Genomic DNA, 18,788 nt, shown 5'->3' with positions numbered 1-18,788 from the left:
CCGTGCCCGCCTCACCCCTGACCACCGCGCCGACCGACGCGTATGCCACGCCACTCATCGATGCCGGTGCGCTCGTGCCAGGAACTCGGATCCTGATCAAGGACGAAACCCGTTACGCCTCAGGCAGTCACAAGGAACCGGCCGCCCGCGCGGTGGTCGCCCGCGCGCTGGCCGAGGGCTACCGCCGGGTCGTCATCGCGACGTGCGGCAACTACGGCCGGGCCATGGCCATGGCGTGTGCCGCGGCCGACCTCGCCTGCACCGTCGTGCTGCCCACCGGGTGGAGCGACGGCGGCGCGTTCATGCGAGAAGCTGGCGCCGACGTGCACCTGGTCCCCGGCACCTATGAGGACGCCGTCGACGAATCCCGGCTGCTCGCAAAGGAAGCGGGCTCGATCGACGGCAACGTCGACGGACCGTACGTGGACGCGGTGTTCGAAGGCCACGGCGTCGTCGTGCACGCACTGAACGCCGCGCTCACCGAACCGCCCGCCGCGCTGTGGATTCCGGTCGGCAACGGCACCACCATCATCGCGGTGCACCGGCAGCTGCGCGCCATCGGCTGGTCGGTGCCGATCAACGGCGTCGGTTCGGCCGCCAACAATCCGGTGGTGACCAGCTGGCCGGGTGAATATCAGATGCTGCCCGCGGACGGCGTCGTCACCACCGATCACAATCAGCCACTGGTCAATTGGCATGCGCTGCAAGGCCCCGAGGCGATGGCGGCGGTGGCCGAGACCGGCGGCGCGGTGTTCGGAGCCGACGACGCCGAACTGCTGGCCGCTCGGGATCTGCTGGCCGAGCACGGTGCCCAGCCCACGCCCTCCGGCGCGGTCGCGCTTGCCGGGCTGCTCGGTCATGCCCGAAATACCCCCCTCACCGGAACCCACGTCGTCCTGCTCAGCGGCCGCTGACCCGAGTCGAGAAGATCTCATGACCCACCCTGCTCCTGGCGTGCTGTTCGCCCGTGCCCGGACCACCGTCGCCGACGAGCGCGTCTTCCTCGCCAAACTGGCCTTGCTCGCGGTACTCACCGCGCTCGGCGTCGTGCTCGCGCTGCGGCCGGAACCGGTCGCGCTGATCGTCGGGGTGCTGCTGTTGGCGGCCATGTATACCCATGCCGTCGAGTTGCAGCATCAGGCGCTGCACCACTCCGCTTTTCGGACGGCGGGGCCGCACCGGCTGGTCGGAGTACCGCTGGGCATGCCGCTGTTCGTCGTGTACACCAACTACCGTGTGCGTCACTTGCAGCACCATCGTTATCTCGGAACGCCAAGCGACACCGAGTTCTTCGGCTTCGACACCCGTAAGCCGCTGACCGTCGGTCTGCTGCTGCGCGGCATGTTCGATTACGCGCGGCTGGTGGTCGTCGTCCGGGACGTGCTGCGCGCGGCGACCGGACGCTGGCAGTACGAACACGGTGACATCAGCGCCACGATGCGCCGCCGGGCCATCACCGAACACCTGATCCTCGGCGCGTTGATACTCGGTGCCGTAATCGTCGCTGTGGCCGGGCAGTACGAACTCGTTCTCCGACTCTGGTTGCTGCCCTTGCTGTTCGCGGTCCCGATGCACTTCTTGGTCGAACTACCCGAGCACATCCTCTGTGACCCTGACACCACCGATGTCCTCCGCAACACCCGTTCGATTCGCGGCAGCCGCCTGAGCACTTGGTTCACCAACGGCAACAACCTGCACATCGAACACCATGCCGCAATGTCGGTGCCGCTCAACCAATTACCCGCGCGCCACGACGAGGTCCGGCAACGTGCACTCCACGTCGAGCGCACTTACCTCGACTTCTACCGCACGCTGTGGCAGGCGATTCGGTCCGCCCGGGGGCCGGTCGATCCCGACTACGAACCGACCTTGGCCCCCGCCGAGCCGGGTCGGTTGATCCGCACGGTCACAGCGGCGGACCCGTTGCCTTCCACGGTGACTACCCGGGCCCCGGGAGCCGAGGTGACGGTGCCGCCGTCGACGCGGACCTCGTAGCCGTTCGGGTAGTGCAGATCGGAGACGTAGATTTCAGTCGGCGCGGAGAGGGATTTCGGCGTGTAGGTGTAGGCGAAATCGCCGGTGGCGGAATCGAAGACGAGTCGGCCCGGGGTCCCCGCGGTCGCTCGGGGGTAGGTTCGCACCAGGTCGCGGCCGATATCGCCGAGGAACGGGTCGGGTTCAGGCCCGCCCGGGCCGAAGCTGGACGCGTAGTGCCAGTACTGCCAGCCGATGAATCGCTCGTCGGCGCGCGTGAGGGTGTTGCGCAGCACGGTGGCGTCGCCATCACCGAATTCCGTTACCAGTGTGGGAATTCCGGTTCGCTTGGTGAAGGCGTCGATGTTGCCCCAGGTCTTTTCCTGCTGCACCGGGCACAGCCCGCGCAGTTGTTCGGGCAGGCCGAGGTAGATCGCGAGTTGACTAGGGATGCAGTAGTCGTGTGGGGCGAAGACGATGTCGGGTGAGGTGATCGGCGGGTTCTTGCCGAGGTTCGACGGCATGGTCTCGTTCCAGGTCACATTCGGTTCCCAGAAGACCGGGATGCCGGTGTTGCGGGCGCGCACCGCGTCGGTCAGTTTCTGCATGGCCGCTTGATATTTGGTGTCGAAGCCGGGACAACCGTTCGGGAAGCAAGTGTGGAATGCCGATCCGGGCCACGGCTCGTTCATCAGCTCGATGCCGAGCACCCCGGCGCGTCCGTTCGCCTTGGCGGCCAGGGCCGCCAGCGCCGTTCCGAGATAGTCGAGCACACCATTGCTGTTGTCCCACACCGCATCCCAGCCACGGTTCATGCTGGGCATCAGGTAGTACAGCGGGAAACCGGGATTCGGTTCCCAGGCCGCCGGTCGCGATCGCAGGGACCATTCCGGAAAGCCGTTGCCGCCCCATATCTTCGACAATCCGTCCTGATGGTTGTCGAGCAGGGTGTAGATGCCGTGTGCCGCAAGCGTATCGATCACCGTGTCGATGCGGTCGAGGTAGGCGGTGTCGACGACGCCGCGCGTCGGCATCAGTCCGTCGAAACTCACCCCGAGCCGGACGGTGTTGAAGCCGTGTCCGGCAAGCAGAGTCGCGTCCGCGTCGGTCAGTGTGAAGCCGTCGCCGGGTTCGATGTACGGCGCTTGCTTGTCGACGTTGTTGACGCCGTGCAGCAGCACCTTGCGCCCGAGCGCGTCGACGAGATAGTTCCCCTCGGCTTGAATCCGGCTGACCGAAGCCCCGGCTGGTGCGGATAGCGCCGGGCCAGGGAGTGCAACCAGCCCCGCGCACCCGATCACCGCTACCGCGGCTCCCACCGCCCATCGGCGCCCGCGCACCCGCACCCCGGCCATCGTCTTTCTCATGACACTGCGCATTGGCATCTCCGCTCGCGTGACCGACAGCAGAATTAATGGTCACACGTCCAGTTCGGCCGACCCTAGCCGCAGCAACTTCCCCAGTCGTCTGGGGACGACGCTGCGGCGAATGACCGGCAGCCGAGCTCGCACCGAAACTGCCGCACCGAGCACGGCTCCACGACCAGTTCACAAACGATGCGAATTGGTCACTGGTCCAATTCGACTGGCTCAATACATTACGTGCTGCGCCTGGAAAACCCGCGCGGTCCGCAGACCGAAATCACGGCGAACATGAGGTGAATACCGGTGATACACAGCCTATCAACGGTTTCCATCGATGAGATTTACCAAACATTTGCCCAATTCCGAATTGACAACTCATAGGATGTTTGTTTGCCTTGCAACACAATCGCTTCGGACCGCACGATGGTGACGGCATCCAGCACGACCACCTGCGAGGTATGTCGACTCGCAGAGCAAAGACAGGACCTGATGCCAGCCCTTCGAAAGCGGTCTCGACCGTCTGCACACGTCGCTCCAGGCAGTAGCGGAGTCCGCTCGATACGACTGGATGAATCGTCATGCCACCAGGTTGCGCGCCGGGATCCGCTGTCCGCCGACGCATTGTTGGCGAACTTGCCCGCCATGAATGCCGCCGCCGACGTGCGCGAACTCGCCAAGTCTTTTCGACAATTGATCTGGCGGGCCCGTGAGGTAGATCTACTGCGGGTTCCCGACCGGCTCGCGGCAATGCGCGATGCAGGCATGTTTCTCTCGTCGCTGCAGCGCCACGGCGTCGAGCCGCTCGAAGCCGTGCCCGAGGCCACCGACGCGCTGCTGGCCTGGGGGCTCTCGGTGGACATGGTGCCGCGCGATACCGTGCTGCACTACAGCGTCTGGAACCCGCCGGGCAAACGTCAGCGGATGTTCCTCGGCGACCGGCAGGAGAGCGTGCTGATCGACGCCGCGCGCGTCAGCACCCTACTGATCGACGAAATCGCGCCGACGCTCGCGGGATTGGCCGAACTGCGTCCGAGCGACACCGCGTTCGGCGAAATCTGCCACGCGGCAGCGGATCAACTGGAAACCCTGCCGGAGGTGATGAACGACGTCTACCGCAATGTCGACCCGGTCAAGTTCTACGCCGCCCGGCTGGGACCGTTCATGACCGACGTGGTCGTCGCCGACCGCCAGTTCTACGGGCCCGCACCCATGCACGTCCCCCTCTACTTGATCGACCGCCTCGTGTGGTCCTCCGACCACGCCGACGCCGACCTGAAGTACTTCCACCATGATCTCGTGAAATACGGCCTACCCCAATGGCGCCGATTGTTCGAGTACACCGCGGGTGCCTCATCCCTGGTCACCCGGCTCGCGCGCGAGTTCGAACGCCCCACCGGCCCACCCGCGACCCGGGTGGCCGACGCCATGGACGGTGTGATCCGAATCATGAACGCGCTGGTAACTTTTCGCACCAAACACAGCCTCCTGGCAGGCGGCGCCTACACCGACACATCCCTATACTCGACCGCGACCGCGGGAGTCAGCCCCGGACTCCTCGACCACATCCTCACCCTCACCCGCGAACGCGCCCGATACGCCCGCTCCCGCCGCACCGGCACCCGATCCTGAATTCCCGCAGGCGGCAACGAGTTCAGCCGATCACAGCGGCCAGGCCAAGCAAGAGCTGCCCGTGCTCACGCCATTTCCTCGGACGAAAACGGTGGTGTCCGCGCGAGATTCGCGCTGACCCGGCCGGGTCTGCACGGCCTCGATGGCCTGCCAGCCGTAATCCGTTGGGGTCCAAGTCGCGTAGACGCGGTTGTCGTCTGGATAAAATTCGACCGAGCCTGCCAGCGGAATCCCGTTGACGGTGATCGTCACCGCCGTGTCCGCCACCGGAGTCGTGAGTACCACGATCACCCGGTATGGGCACCCGACGGCGGGGCCGCGGACCCCGCCGAAGTCGACAGATACATATTCGACATCCGCGGCCGCGTGGGGTGCCAACACGGGCAGGGCGATCGCGGCGGCTATCGAAGCCGAGCAACCGAGTCGGGCGAGACGGACGTTCATGATGATGGTCTCCCTACCGGTAGTGGGGTACGTCATCCAGCTAGCGTCTTCGACAGATCCGAAGATTGCCGCTACTCATCAGCAAATTATACGGGCCGACAATTGACAAACCGAGATTGCCGAGCCGGGTTTGTGCAGTTTGTCGTTACCCTGCGTGGTGCCTATTCGACGGCGTCGTGCTCTTCCGCCCACCGCACGTGCTCCTGCTCAGCCCAGGTCTTCGTGACTTTCCCAGTCAGCATGCCGCGCATGGCTTCTGCGTCGCGCAGCGCGTACATGAGGTGGCCGACGACGAGGATGCCGAAGGCAAGGGCGAACCAGTCGTGCATCAGGGTCGCGCCGGTCCGCCAGGCCAGGCGGGTCCAGTCCGGGAAGAACATGATCACGCCGGTGCCCAGCAGTACGAAGATCGATCCGGCGCTCAAGGCCGCGTTGAGTTTCTGGCCCGCATTGAACTTGCCGACGTCTTCGCCGGATAGGCGGCGACCCTTGAATCGAAACCACAGCCAGTCGGAGTGGGTGAAACGGTTGAGTCGCGACAGGTCGGCGCGATAGGCGCGCGAGGCCAGGCCGAGGAGGATCGGCACCGGTAGCGCGAAACCACAATAGACATGGATGATTTCGACGATATGGCGGTTGCCGACCAGCACCGCGAGCGAGCCGTTGTAGAGGATCGCGGCGGTGACGATACAGATCAGGACGAGCACACCCGTGAGCCAATGCACCCAGCGCTCGGCGCGACTGAACCGGTGCAGGTCGCGCCCGGTCGGGTCAGCTGGGGGGGTCATCGTTACGCCCGTTCGATTGGCCGACCCATCCGTCGATCGAGTAGCCCCGATGCTCCCAATAGCCGGGCACGACATCCTTGGTCAGCTCGATTCCGGAGAGCCACTTGCAGCTCTTGTAGCCGTACATCGGTGCCACATACAGCCGGACCGGTCCCCCATGATCGTGCGTGACCGGGCCGTCGAGCATCTCCAGTGCGACGAGCACATCGGCACGCCGGGCCTGTTCGAGGGTGAGGCTCTCGGAATACGCGCCGTCGAACGACGTGAACCGCACTGCCTTCGCGGCACTGGTCACGCCGGCGTCGTCGAGGAGATCGGAGAGCCGGACACCGCGCCAGCGCACCTCCGGCACCCGCCAACCCGTGACGCATTGGAAGTCGCGCACCAGCTCCTGTTGCGGCATCGCCTGCAAATCGCTGAACGAGTGGCTGCGCGGTGCGTCGACCAAGCCGGTGATGTCGAGCCGGTAGTCGCTCGCGTCGCGCTTGGGCACACTGCTGGTGACGGAGTAGAAGCGAAAGGTGTTGCCCAGCGGGAAGAGTCCGACCAGCCCGGTCGGATCGCGGTTGCCGATCGGCCCGAGCACCGCCGACAGCCCCTTCTGAATATGCGTGCCGCCGAGCACGCCCGCGGCACCGGCGGCGAGCAGCCCGAGCACCACGCGCCTTCCGACCGGCGCACCAAGGCGCTGCGGATCGGGACTTTCGGCTACGGGCACCTCTCCACTATCCACCGACTTCCCTGGCAAGGGGCCGACCGGCGCTACTGTTGAATCGGAAACCGCCGTCACGCGGTGAAACGAAAGGCAGCCTTATGCGCAGCCCCATCTTTGTCGCGCTCGGCGTCATCATCGGACTCGCCGGACTTCTCTGGTCGTTGCAGGGCTTCGGTGTGGTCTCGGGCAGTCCGATGAGCGACACCGTCACCTGGTCGATCATCGGGCCGATCGTGCTGATCGCCGGGGTGCTGCTGGCCGTGTGGGGCTGGCGCGGACGGGCTTCCCGCTAGTCGGTCTCCGGCCGAATAATCCTGCGCTACCAGCATATTCGGCCGCTCGAAATACGAACTCGACCGCCAGCACTTGACGAGTTCTCGAGAGTGAGTGTACAGTCACTCACATGGCAAAGCGCGGAGCAACACTCTCCACCTCGGAGGTTCGACGGGACGCGGTTGTCGATGCGGCGATCACCGAGTTCGCCCGCACCGGCTACCACGGCACGCCGATCAACAACGTGGCCGCCAAGGCGACCATCTCTCCCGCCTACGTCTTCAAGCTGTTCCCCGGCAAGATCGCCTTGTTCGTCGCGGCGATCGACCGGTGCTTCGAACTCGTCGAGCAGGCACTTTCGGCAGGCGTCACCCACGCCGACGGTGCGAGCCCGGACGAGATCCTGCACGCGATGGGCGGCGCCTACGCGCAACTCATCGCGGACAAGAGCCTGCTGATGCTGCAGGTGCACGCCCAGTCGGCCTCGGACATCCCGGAGATCGCGGACGCGATGCGACGCGGACTCGCCCGAGTGACGAACTTCGCCAAGACACGATCCGGCGCCGAAGACAGCGCCGTCCAACGCTTCATCGCCTACGGCCAGCTCTGCCATCTCATCGTCACCCTCGAACTCGACGGACAGGATGGCGACTGGGCCGCGGTACTCACCGACGGCATGCGCCACCCCAACTAGATCCACCGAGCCCCGACGTCGGGGCGCTTTTTCAGCCCGTATAGTGATTGACCAGTCACACACCAGGAGTCCCCATGAGCACCACCACGCAACCCATCACCGCAGTCGAGATCGTCCTGCCCGGCCTGGTAGAACCGGAAGGTCTGCAGGTCACCGAGCGTCAGCTGCCACCGCTGGGCCCGGATCAGGTCGTGGTTCAGGTCGAAGCCTCCGGCGTCTCGTTCGCCGAGCAGCAGATGCGTCGCGGAAAGTACTACGACCAGCCCGCGTTTCCCTTCGTGCCCGGTTACGACCTCGTCGGGACGGTCGCCGCGATCGGCTCGTCGGTCGATCAGGCGCTGCTCGGCCGCCGCGTCGCCGCGTTGACCAAGGTCGGCGGCTGGAGCAGCCACATCGTGCTGGACGCCGCGGACCTCATCCCGGTGCCGTCGACGCTCGATCCGGCGGAGGCGGAAACCTTTGTGGTGAACGGGATTACGGCGTGGCAGATGCTGCACCGGATCGCGAAGGTCAAGCGCGGCCAGACCATTGTCGTGCACGGCGCGAACGGTGGCGTCGGCTCGACCCTCGTCCAGCTGGCCCGGGCCGCAGGCATCCGGGTGATCGGCACCGCCTCGGCCAAGAACGCGGCGATCGTCGAGGCACTGGGCGCGAGCCCCGTCGACTACCGAGGCGATGTGGCACAACAGGTTCGGGCACTGGCCCCGCAGGGTGTCGACGCGGTATTCGATCACGTCGGCGGCCCCGGCATCGTCGACTCCTTCGGCCTGCTCGCCGACCACGGCACGCTGGTCGCCTACGGCACCGCCTCGACCAAGAACGACGAAGGCAACTCCCGACTGCCCGTCCTGAAACTGTTCGGCCAACTGCTCCTGTGGAACACGCTCCCCAACAAGCGAAACGCGCACTTCTACAACATCTGGGCAGGCAAGCGCAACCTCACCCGATTCCGCAACCACCTCAACGAAGACCTCGGCAAGGTCCTCGCCCTAGCCGCCGACGGCACCCTCCGCCCCCAGGTCGCCGCCCGAATCCCACTGAGCCAGGCCGCCAAGGCCCTCGCCCTCGCCGAATCCGGCACCGTCACCGGCAAAGTCGTGATCGTCCCGGACGTCCAGCCCTGAACCCTCACCAACCAACAGCCCACGGCCCCCAAGCCGGGCGAGGATTCACCTCGCCCGGCACGGTCACGCCCACCCCCTTCCGTCAGCCGAACACCGTTTCTGTGAGCCGAACACCCGCTACAACGGATGTTCGGCTTACCCAAAGGGTGTACGGCCAGAACAGACAGTGCGCATCGGACACCCCGCGGCCCCCAAACGCCCGCACGACACGCTCACTTCTTCCAAAGCGCTCGAGAACAACACCACAGCCAGATGACCACGCTGGAACGCGACATCACGCACCTGACCGATAACTAAGGTCGGGGACCCCACCTCACGCGCCCAGCACTACTCCGGTCATCCGATGAACCAGTCGACAACCTCTGGGCCAGTACACCACCGGAGATCTCTCGGTACACCACCCCGGACCAGTACACAAAAGACCCCCGGAATAGTGGACCTATCCGGGCAAGTGCTTCTTAGGACTCCGCAGGTGGGGCAGTTCATAGAAGCTGAAGACCTATCCACATTTTCCCGTGAGTAGTGTGGTCGCGTCGCCTGCCGTACCCGGCTTTAGGTGCACGTCAGGTGCACGATGTCGCGTTCCCGAGGTGGTCATCTGGCTGTGGTGGCGTTTCGAGAGCCCAAAAATCAGCGAATCCCGGCTCCCGAGGTGGTGAAGCTACCGCCGTACACCCACTGTCTCAGCCCCACACCCAGTACAGGCGGTGTGAGGCTGACACGGAGGGTGTACGGATGGGTTCTCACGCCGCGATCGGGTTGTGGTTGCGTCCAACCGGCTTGGACAAGAGCGAAGTAGTCGGTGTCCGGCCCGTCGAGTGGTCCGGCGTTGGTCGCTGCGCATGAATTGTGCAGCCGCGGACGAAATTGCCAGCAATACCGTGCGCGGCTGCATAACTCGTGCGCGGGGAGGGCTTCCTTGCCGTTGGTGGCGCGGATCTGCACTTGGACTCGGGATCTGCGCTGGCTTTGGGTTCTAGAGCGAGTGCAGGTCCCGAGTTCGGGTGCGGGTTTTGGGGGTGGGGTCAGCATTCGACGACGGCTACGGCTAGGCCGCCTCGGGAGGTTTCTTTGTATTTGTCGAGCATGTCGGCGCCGGTTGCTCGCATGGTTTGGATTACCTGGTCTAGGGAGACGTGGTGGATGCCGTCGCCTCGGATTGCCATGCGGGCGGCGGTGATTGCTTTGACGGCGGCTATGCCGTTGCGTTCGATGCAGGGGATTTGGACTAGGCCGCCGATGGGGTCGCAGGTTAGGCCTAGGTTATGTTCCATGCCGATTTCGGCGGCGTTTTCGATCTGCTGGGGGGTACCGCCTAGTACGGCGGCCAGGCCGGCGGCGGCCATGGCGCAGGCGGAGCCTACCTCGCCCTGGCAGCCGACTTCGGCGCCGGAGATCGAGGCGTTTTCCTTCATCAGTTGGCCGATGGCGGCCGCGGTCAGCAGGAATTCGACGATGCTGTTCTCGTCGTCGGTGATGAAGCGCTGAATATAGTGCAGGACAGCGGGAATGATGCCTGCGGCGCCGTTGGTGGGGGCGGTGACGACTCGGCCGCCTGCGGCGTTTTCCTCGTTGACCGCCATCGCGTACAGCGTGACCCACTCCATCGCGCGCAACGGGTCGTTCTCCTCGGCTTCGGTACCGAGACGTTCGAACAGGGTCGCGGCGCGGCGGCGTACTCGCAGTGTGCCGGGCAGCACCCCGCCCGTCGACATTCCGCGTTCGACGCAGCGGCGCATGACATTCCAGATGTCGAGCAGGTCCGCTCGGACCTGATCCGCACTGCGCCAGGACATTTCGTTGGCCAGCACGACCGAGCTGATCGACTGACCGGTCGCGGCGGTGATCGCGAGCAGTTCATCCGCTGAGCCGAAGGGATGCGCGACCGCGACCGGCGCGTCGGCGGTCCGGCCGTCGATCTCCTCCTCGTCGAGGACGAAACCGCCACCCACCGAGAAGTATTGGCGCTCGAGGAGCACGCGCCCCACATCGTCGTGCGCGCCGAACAGCATCCCGTTGGTGTGGAATGCCAACCGCGTCAGCCCGAGCAGTTCGATGTCACTGTCGACATCGAACGAGATCGAATGCGCGCCACCGAGAAACAGCTGACCGGTGGCGCGCGCCGCGGCAACGGTGGCGACCATCGTGTCCGGGTCGATGCTGTCCGGCTGCGCACCCGACAGTCCGGCGACGACCGCCTCGACCGTGCCGTGCCCGCGTCCGGTAGCACCGAGCGATCCATACAGCTGAACCCGGATCGCGACCGTCTCGTGCAGCACGTCGGCGTCTTTCAGCCGTTCGACGAACGCGGCCGCAGCCCGCATCGGCCCGACCGTGTGCGAACTCGACGGCCCGATGCCGACCCGGAACAGGTCGAAGACGCTGATCGTCACGCCGGGTTCCGCAACCCGAGGTACAGCGGGAACCGCTCGGCCAGCGCGTCCACCCGCGCGGTGAGCGCCGCGGCGTCCCCACCGCACAACGCCGTCGCGATGATGTCCGCGACCTCGGCGAACGCCACAGTGTCGAAGCCGCGCGCGGCTAGCGCGGGAGTACCGATCCGCAGTCCGGAACTGATCATCGGCGGACGCGGATCGAACGGAATCGCATTGCGGTTCACCGTGATTCCCAATGTCTGCAGCAGATCCTCGGCCTGCTTACCGTCCAGTTCCGCATCCCGCAGATCGACCAACACGAGGTGCACATCGGTGCCGCCGCTGACCACGCCGATACCGGCAGCCTGGCAATCCTCGGCCAGCAGCCGATCGGCGAGCACGCGCGCACCGACGAGGGTCCGCTCCTGCCGCTCACGAAACGCCGGTTCCGCCGCCATCTTGAAGGCAACAGCTTTGGCGGCGATCACATGCTCGAGCGGTCCACCCTGCTGCCCGGGGAACACCGCCGAATCCAGCTTCTTACCCAAATCCGCTGTGGCGAGGATGAATCCACCACGCGGCCCACCCAGCGTCTTGTGCGTGGTCGACGTGACGACGTGCGCGTGCGGCACCGGCGACGGATGCAGCCCGGCACCGACGAGACCGGCGAAGTGCGCCATATCGACCATCAAGTACGCGCCGACCTCGTCGGCGATGCGCCGGAATTCGGCGAAGTCGAGGTGCCGAGGATAAGCCGACCAACCCGCGACGATCAGCTTCGGCCGATGCTCGTGCGCGAGCCGCTCCACCTCCGCCATATCGACCAACTGGTCTTCGGCCCGAACATGGTATGCCGCAACGTCATACAGCCGCCCGGAGAAGTTGGCCTTCATACCGTGGGTGAGGTGACCGCCGTGATCCAGCGCCAGCCCGAGGATGCCGTCACCAGGACGCAGCAGCGCGTGCATCACCGCCGCGTTCGCCTGCGCACCCGAATGCGGCTGCACGTTGACATATTCGGCGCCGAACAGCGCACGCAGCCGCTCGATGGCCAGCGTCTCGATCTGATCCACATACTCACAGCCGCCGTAATACCGGCGTCCCGGATAACCTTCGGCGTACTTGTTGGTGAGCACCGTCCCCTGGGCCTGCATCACCGCGAGCGGCGCGTAGTTCTCCGAGGCGATCATTTCCAGTCCGCGCTGCTGGCGGCTGGTCTCCTGGTCGACCAACGCGGCGATGACCGGGTCGAATTCGCGCAGCGAGACGTCGAGTTCAGTGCGGAGGGCAGAGCCAGGATCAGCCATGGGGAGCCTTTCGTCGACGCATACGCGCGTTGGGTGTGGCTCCTCCCGCTCTGTCCTAGGGCCTGAGAGATTCACGCGGATCGCGTTTGCCCCGTCGGCGAGTGCGTGATGCACTACTTTTCAGAGTTGCCTTAGGCGCGGCGGTACTGGGCCTGAGAGATTCCCGGGAGGTGTTGCTCCTTCGGCTCTCCATCGCCTGGACGGAGATCTCCCGCTGCGTGTGCGGCGTATTCAGTTGTCGGATACAGCTAGTTGTTGCGTATAGCGCAACAATGGCGCGACACGCGACTTAGTATTGTCGGCGGCCGCGCGCGTTGTCAATGACGAAACCGTACCCCAGTTCGTCAGCCGAAGTAGCCCAGCCGATGACTGATGTCCGCGGCACTCGCGATCGCCTGTCGAGCCGTCGACGCGAAGCGATCCGGACCGAGCCGATACGACGGCCCCGAAACACTCAGTGCCGCAACAATCACCCCGTTGCTATCGAAGACAGGGGCGGCGACGGCGTTCAGCCCGATCTCCAGTTCCTCACGCACACTTGCCCATCCGTGTTCCCGGACCGCCACCAACTGCGCCGCCAGATCAGCGACTTTGGTCAGGGTGTTGTCGGTGTACGCCTCCAACTTCGGTCCGACCTGCTTACGCAACACCGCCGGTTCCAGACCGGACAGCAGCACCTTGCCACTCGACGTGGCGTGCGCCGGACAGCTCTGCCCGACCCAGGACCGCAGCGCGATCGACCCGCTCCCCGCCGCCTCCACGATATTGATGATCCGATTACCGTCCAGCACAGCGATATTCGTGGTCTCCCCCGTTTCGGCGGCCAGCGCGTTACACGCGCCCTGGCTCTGCCCGACGAGATCGACCTGTGCACTGGTGGATCCGGCCAGCCGGACGATGGAGAAGCCGAGCCGGTACTTGCCGCGATCGGAGAGTTGCTCGACGTAACCGCGCGATTCCAGCACGGCGATCAGGCGGGAGACGGTAGATTTGTGCACACCGAGTTCGGCGGCGATCTCCGTGACACCGGCCTGGCCCAGCTTGGCGATGATCTCCATCACGAGCAACGCGCGGTCGACCGACTGCACCGCAGCGGTCCGGCCCGGGTCCTCACCATCCTGTTTCGCCATGACGCCGTCATTCTAAGCCGATGTCATCGCGATACCTCGAACGCGTCGCTGGACGGCGGCGATCTCCCGCAACGCGTCGTTGAGCAGGCTCCGATTCAAGGGGGACAACTCCGACATCAGCACGATATCGCCCGGCCGGTGGCCCGCGGACAGCTGCTCGACCTGATGCACCATCCGCATGCGCTGCAGCATGACGAATACCTCGGTGAGCACCCCGGCATCACGATCGGCGATCACACCGGCGGACGCCGCGGCAGCCAACCGCACCGGCGTCGTGGCGGCGGTCACCCCGGCCGCCAACCCACCCCACCGCGCGAGGTTGACGATCGGGACCAGCGCGTGACTCTTCAGGTCGAAGGTGCCGCCGCGCCGGGAAAGCACGTCCCGCAGCGACCGTGCCCGGACCCGCCCGGACAGCGCGTCGAGCAACTGCAGTCGCAAGGCATTCGGATAGTCGGCCCGCATCCTGCTGAACACGGCGGGCACCGCATGCAGCGCGGGATCACCCCACACCACCCGCCCGTCGATCAGCAGCGACGACATCACCAATCCGCGATCGATCAGCGGATCATCCAGCCATCGTGCGGCCGCTTTCGTCCAATCCGACCGGGAGCGAGCGAATTTCGGTCGCGAGGCGATCGCCCCGTTACTGTCCGCGGGCAGCCCGCACGCGTCGAGGATGGCATGGGTCCGCTCGGCGATCGCACGCAGTTGTTCACTGGCCGTGGATAATTCATCAGCCCAGGACAGCGCGCTGTCCACGTCCGAGGACGGCATCGCCTCACGCCGGGCGATGCTGCCGAGCGTCAGCCACGCGAACCCGACCGTCGGCGCGTCGGCCGATTCGGCGAGCGCCAGCTCGAGCGCCTTACGAATCACCGAATCGATCACGACGGAGAGAATGCCGCTCGTGGCGGACGCCTTCGTCCCGTTGCGGAACAGATCGACTGTCGTGCTCGGAATGTCGCGAGCCGCTCGGGCCAGCTGGCTCGCATCCGTAGCCGCACCGATCGCCCGACGCAGCACGAAGCTCTGCCGCGCCGACGCCGCGAGCAGCTCCGAGTCTTCGAGCACGCCGAGCACCTCACCCCGCCGCGACACCACCGGCATATGCCGCAAACCGGCTTCGAGCATCTCCATCAGCACGGTCTCGGCGGGCAGGTCGGCACTGACCCGCCGGGCCGGTGCACTCATCGCCCCGGCGATCGGCACATCGACCGACAGCCCCGCCGCCACCACCTTGGCGCGCAGGTCCTGATCGGTGAAAATGCCGAAGTCGCCGTCCGGCAACCGAATCAGCACCGACGACACGCGATGCTCGGTCATCCGGATCACCGCGTCCCGGACGCTGGTGTCGGGCGTCACGAAAACCGCTGCCGTCGTGAGGAGTTCAGCCGCCGGGCGGGTGCCGAGCACCTGCGCCATCGGAGTCCGGTTGCCGGACACGGTCTTCCACGCCGACGACGCCAGAAACGCCAGCCCATCCGGTTGCGCGAACTGCGCGCGGACGAGCGCGCCGGGCAACCGGATCAGCACGCTGGTTTCGGCTGCCAGCGCGACGAATTCGGCGCTACCGCCGGTCAGCAGCGGCACATAACCGAAGATCCCACCGGCCTCGATGGTATCGATCGTGCGCCCGTCGTCGGCCCGAGGCGAACTGGCGGCGTCGGGACCGCTGCGGCGCAGGATGACCCGGCCCGTCCGCAGCATCCAGATATCGTCGGGCACCTGCGTCGAGTAGTCGCTGATCACCGCGCCCGCCGCGAACTCGTGCAGTGACGAGGCCGCGGCGAGCCGGTCGAGTTCGGCGGTCGACATCGACTGGAACGGTGCGTGCCCGCCGAGGAACGCCGCTAGTTCGCCCTCCGCAGGCATCGCCGGCTCACGTGGTCCGGAGGAGATCCGCGCACTTCTCTGCCATGGCCATGACAGTAATGTTCGGGTTCACCGCGGGCAATTTCGGCATCGCGGACGCGTCGACCACCCGCAGCCGCGACACCCCCTTCACCCGTAACTCGGGATCGAGTACCGCCATCGGATCGTCGACCGCGCCCATCCGGGCCGTGGCGGCCGGGTGGTACACGGTGTTGTGGGTGGCGTGGATGTAGCTGATCAGCTCGTCGTCGGTGATGGCATCCGGTCCCGGGGCGAGTTCGGCTGCGACCCATTCCCGCAGCGGCGCTTGCTCGGCGATCTTGCGGGCCAGCCGGACACCGGCGAGCATCACCCGTTCGTCGTGGCCCTCTGGATCGGTGAAGTACCGAGGGTCGACCTTCGGCCGGTCCCGGAAGTCGCGGCTGCGCAACCGGATCGTGCCGCGTGAGCGGCCCTGCGTGACGTTGGGTGTCAGGCAGAAGCCGTTGTCGGTGGTCGGGTAACCACGACGCAGCGTGTTCATGTCGAACGGCACGCTGCCGTAGTGCATCATCACATCCGGTACCCGCAGTGACTCGTCGGTCGTGGCGAACAGCCCGATCTCCCACCATTGCGTCGAGGTCTCGACCATCGGCCGGGCGGCATCCCAGAACACCAGGCCTTCCACATGATCGTCCAAGTTGGCGCCGACGCCGGGAGAGTCGACCCGCACCGGGATGCCGATCTCGCGCAGGTGCTCGGCGGGCCCGATCCCGGACAGCATCAACAACTTCGGTGTGTCGATGGCACCGGCGGTGACGATGACCTCGCGCCGCGCCGAGGCCGTGTCGTAGCCGATGCCGTCGGGGCGTTGATACCGCACACCCGTCGCGCCGCGCGTGTCGTCGAAGAGGATTTCGCTGACCCAGCAGTCGGTGCGCACCTCGAGATTGGGTCGTTTATCCAGCACAGGGTGCAGGTACGCATGCGATGTCGACATGCGCGTACCGTCCTCTGCGGCGTTGATCTGGAACCAGCCCGCTCCGTTGCGCACGGTGGCACCCCGGTTGAACTGGACCGTCGGCAATCCGACCGCTGCGGCCGCCGCGAGCACCGCCACGCCGCACGGGTCGTCCGGCGGCACGTCGCGCAGCCGGACCGGGCCGCTGCGGCTGTGCTGATCGCCGGGCGCATCGTTGTTCTCCAGCCGGGTGACATACGGCAGCACGTCGGCCGCACCCCACCCCTTCGCGCCCAGCGCCGCCCACTCGTCCAAATTCTCGGCAGGCGGCCAGAACGCGATACACGAGTTGTGCGAGGAACATCCGCCGAGCACCTTCGCGCGAGCGTGGCGCAGATAGCTGTTCCCACGTTCCTGCGGTTCGACCGGGTAGTCCCAGTCGTAGCCGGAATCGAGCAGATGCATCCACTGCGTGAGTTCGAGGATGGCGCGATCGCCGACATCCGACGGGCCCGCCTCCAGCAGGCACACCGACACGTCCGGATCCTCGCTGAGCCGGGCGGCCAGCACGCACCCGGCCGTCCCGCCGCCCGCGATCACATAGTCGAACACCGTGTCAGACATTGCCGCGCACCTCCACTGCGTGTGAGGCCAAGGTGCCGATTCGCTTGCGGCCCTTGAGCCCGTACCAGGCGAGTCCGGCGCCGAGGATCGCGCCGATGTAGACGAAGGCACCCCAGGTGTTGTACCAGGGTGTGCCATAAACGGATTCGCGCGGCCACGCCAGGTTCGTTGCCATCCCGACGCCCCACACCACGGCGATGATGTTGACGACCATCCCCCAGCGACCCATCGTGAAATAGCCGCCCGCGGCAAGCTCTTTCGGCGGCCACTGCCCCTGGAGCCGCTTCTTCAGCATCGGCCCGGTCACCATCAGGTAAGCCAGGTAGATCATGATGATCGCGATCGAGGTGAGCACCGTGAAGATCTTCGGCTGGCCGATGTTCACCACCAGGATCAGCGCGGCCAGCACGCCGATCAGGATGGCGGGCACCACCGGCGTCTGCGTCTTGGGATGCACCCGGGCGAGCTTCTCGCCGAACGGCAGCGCGTTGTCCCGAGCCATGGCGAAGGTCAGCCGGATGGCGGCGGTGTGCACGGCGAGCGAACACACCGTCACCGCAATCACGATGCAGCACAGGAAGATCGTGCCGAGCGGACCCCACATCACCTGTTCGACAATGTATTGCAGGCCACCGCTCGAGCTGCCGATCTGCGGATCGTCGAGGTCGGGCGCCGCCATCACCGCGAAGGCCAGGATCGCGCCGCCGATGACGAAGGACGCGAGCACGGCCCGCAGGATGGCCTTGGGCGCGGTGCGCCGCGGCTCCACCGTCTCCTCGCCGAGCGAGCTGGCGGTGTCGAAGCCGTACATCACGTAGCCGGAGGCCAGCGAAGCCACCAGGAACGCGCCGAGGTAGCCGCCGGACTCCCCCGCGCCGTAACCGTGGGTGGAGAAGAACACCTGCGGGCCACGAGTCGCGTTGGCCGCCAAGATGATCGCGATCAGCACCGCCGCGATGAGCTCGATGAAAACGCCCGCGCTGTTGATCATCGCCATCAATCGCACGCCGAGCGCGTTGATGGTGGTGGTGAACACGATCATGATCGTGCCGAGCAGCACCGCGTTGGTGGCGTAGTCGTATTCGCCGGTGCCGTCCCCGATGATCTGGAAACCGCTCCACAACCGCGGCAGGTTCAGCTGGAGCGCGAGCACGACGGCGGCCAGCGTCACGATCGAGGCGGTCAGCATCAACCAGCCCGATGACCAGCCGACGATTCTGCTGCCGAGCGATTTGGACCAGTTGTATACCGACCCGGCGACCGGATAGCGCGCCGCGAGCTCCATGAAGCACAGTGCGACAGCCAGCTGCCCGACGAAAACGATCGGCCACGACCACAGATACGCGGGACCCGCGCTGCCGAAACCGAAATAGAACAGCTGGAACGTGCCGGTGAGGATCGAGATATAGCTGACCCCCGCCGCGAAGCTGGCGAATTTGCCGATACTTCGGTCGAGGGATTCCTTATAGCCGAAATCCTCCATTCCGCTGTCGTCGGACACACCGTGTTCTTTGACCACCATTGCTTACCGT

The 18,788-nt window shown here is 65.9% G+C and carries 15 protein-coding genes, 1 pseudogene and 1 riboswitch; of the genes and pseudogenes, 6 read left to right on the top strand and 10 right to left on the bottom strand.

The annotated features are described in order from the left end of the window. The first annotated feature begins 2 nt into the window (after positions 1 to 2). Together ACIBK2_RS43940 and ACIBK2_RS43935 are read left to right on the top strand one after the other, a co-directional pair. Positions 3 to 914, top strand: a complete 912-nt coding sequence (locus tag ACIBK2_RS43940; protein ID WP_396976909.1) for a pyridoxal-phosphate dependent enzyme — start codon at positions 3 to 5, stop codon at positions 912 to 914. Beyond that, a pseudogene (locus ACIBK2_RS43935) lies at positions 859 to 1,782 on the top strand (fatty acid desaturase family protein); the annotation flags it as partial. The gene ACIBK2_RS43940 and the pseudogene ACIBK2_RS43935, both read left to right, overlap by 56 nt. Positions 1,783 to 1,856: 74 nt before the next feature. Here the strand turns inward: ACIBK2_RS43935 and ACIBK2_RS43930 are convergent. Next, on the bottom strand, positions 1,857 to 3,341 hold the full coding sequence (locus ACIBK2_RS43930; RefSeq protein ID WP_396976907.1) for a cellulase family glycosylhydrolase: 1,485 nt from the start codon (positions 3,339 to 3,341) through the stop codon (positions 1,857 to 1,859). Positions 3,342 to 3,980: 639 nt separating this feature from the next. Between ACIBK2_RS43930 and ACIBK2_RS43925 the strand changes: the two genes are divergently transcribed. After that, positions 3,981 to 4,967 carry a monodechloroaminopyrrolnitrin synthase PrnB family protein gene (locus ACIBK2_RS43925; protein WP_396976905.1) on the top strand — a complete coding sequence of 329 codons (987 nt, stop codon included), beginning with the start codon at positions 3,981 to 3,983 and terminating at the stop codon, positions 4,965 to 4,967. Between the two features lie 30 nt (positions 4,968 to 4,997). On the opposite strand, the gene ACIBK2_RS43920 is transcribed toward ACIBK2_RS43925, so the two are convergent. The 3 genes from ACIBK2_RS43920 to ACIBK2_RS43910 all read right to left on the bottom strand — a co-directional run bounded on the left by ACIBK2_RS43920 (position 4,998) and on the right by ACIBK2_RS43910 (position 6,917). Beyond that, entirely contained in the window at positions 4,998 to 5,447 is a 450-nt protein-coding gene (locus ACIBK2_RS43920) for a hypothetical protein (protein WP_396976903.1), read from the bottom strand. Between the two features lie 125 nt (positions 5,448 to 5,572). Next, positions 5,573 to 6,199 carry a cytochrome b/b6 domain-containing protein gene (locus tag ACIBK2_RS43915; RefSeq protein ID WP_396976901.1) on the bottom strand — a complete coding sequence of 209 codons (627 nt, stop codon included), beginning with the start codon at positions 6,197 to 6,199 and terminating at the stop codon, positions 5,573 to 5,575. Further along, positions 6,183 to 6,917 (bottom strand): molybdopterin-dependent oxidoreductase, encoded by a 735-nt coding sequence (locus ACIBK2_RS43910; protein WP_396976899.1) that lies wholly within the window; start codon positions 6,915 to 6,917, stop codon positions 6,183 to 6,185. The genes ACIBK2_RS43915 and ACIBK2_RS43910 overlap by 17 nt, the downstream gene beginning before the upstream one ends. Positions 6,918 to 7,012: 95 nt before the next feature. Between ACIBK2_RS43910 and ACIBK2_RS43905 the strand changes: the two genes are divergently transcribed. The 3 genes from ACIBK2_RS43905 to ACIBK2_RS43895 all read left to right on the top strand — a co-directional run bounded on the left by ACIBK2_RS43905 (position 7,013) and on the right by ACIBK2_RS43895 (position 9,005). Then, complete coding sequence (locus ACIBK2_RS43905) at positions 7,013 to 7,207, top strand: hypothetical protein (protein ID WP_379281691.1); 195 nt, start codon at positions 7,013 to 7,015, stop codon at positions 7,205 to 7,207. A 110-nt stretch (positions 7,208 to 7,317) separates the two neighbouring features. After that, positions 7,318 to 7,881: a TetR/AcrR family transcriptional regulator gene (locus ACIBK2_RS43900; RefSeq protein ID WP_396976898.1), complete on the top strand. Its 564-nt coding sequence runs from the start codon at positions 7,318 to 7,320 to the stop codon at positions 7,879 to 7,881. A gap of 74 nt (positions 7,882 to 7,955) precedes the next feature. Further along, positions 7,956 to 9,005: a medium chain dehydrogenase/reductase family protein gene (locus ACIBK2_RS43895; protein ID WP_396976896.1), complete on the top strand. Its 1,050-nt coding sequence runs from the start codon at positions 7,956 to 7,958 to the stop codon at positions 9,003 to 9,005. A 1,025-nt stretch (positions 9,006 to 10,030) separates the two neighbouring features. Here ACIBK2_RS43895 and ACIBK2_RS43890 read toward each other — a convergent pair. From ACIBK2_RS43890 to ACIBK2_RS43865, 6 genes are all read right to left on the bottom strand, one after another. Then, a complete protein-coding gene (locus ACIBK2_RS43890) occupies positions 10,031 to 11,398 on the bottom strand; it encodes an L-serine ammonia-lyase (protein ID WP_396976894.1) in 1,368 nt (455 codons plus the stop codon). Further along, positions 11,395 to 12,687, bottom strand: coding sequence for a serine hydroxymethyltransferase (glyA, locus tag ACIBK2_RS43885; protein WP_396976892.1), 1,293 nt, complete (start codon positions 12,685 to 12,687; stop codon positions 11,395 to 11,397). The genes ACIBK2_RS43890 and glyA overlap by 4 nt, the downstream gene beginning before the upstream one ends. 40 nt (positions 12,688 to 12,727) lie before the next feature. Next, positions 12,728 to 12,821: riboswitch (glycine riboswitch) on the bottom strand. 210 nt (positions 12,822 to 13,031) lie between these two features. Further along, positions 13,032 to 13,817, bottom strand: a complete 786-nt coding sequence (locus ACIBK2_RS43880; RefSeq protein WP_396976890.1) for an IclR family transcriptional regulator — start codon at positions 13,815 to 13,817, stop codon at positions 13,032 to 13,034. Positions 13,818 to 13,829: 12 nt separating this feature from the next. Continuing rightward, positions 13,830 to 15,692 (bottom strand): putative nucleotidyltransferase substrate binding domain-containing protein, encoded by a 1,863-nt coding sequence (locus ACIBK2_RS43875; RefSeq protein WP_396976888.1) that lies wholly within the window; start codon positions 15,690 to 15,692, stop codon positions 13,830 to 13,832. A 7-nt stretch (positions 15,693 to 15,699) separates the two neighbouring features. Next, positions 15,700 to 17,256, bottom strand: coding sequence for a GMC family oxidoreductase (locus tag ACIBK2_RS43870; RefSeq protein WP_396976886.1), 1,557 nt, complete (start codon positions 17,254 to 17,256; stop codon positions 15,700 to 15,702). Further along, a complete protein-coding gene (locus ACIBK2_RS43865) occupies positions 17,249 to 18,778 on the bottom strand; it encodes an APC family permease (RefSeq protein WP_396976884.1) in 1,530 nt (509 codons plus the stop codon). Before ACIBK2_RS43865 ends, ACIBK2_RS43870 begins: the two co-directional genes overlap by 8 nt. Between the last annotated feature and the right edge of the window lie 10 nt (positions 18,779 to 18,788).

Source organism: Nocardia sp. NPDC050175, assembly GCF_044459885.1.
GTDB lineage: Bacteria > Actinomycetota > Actinomycetes > Mycobacteriales > Mycobacteriaceae > Nocardia.
This window is presented reverse-complemented; position numbering and strand designations above follow the sequence as displayed.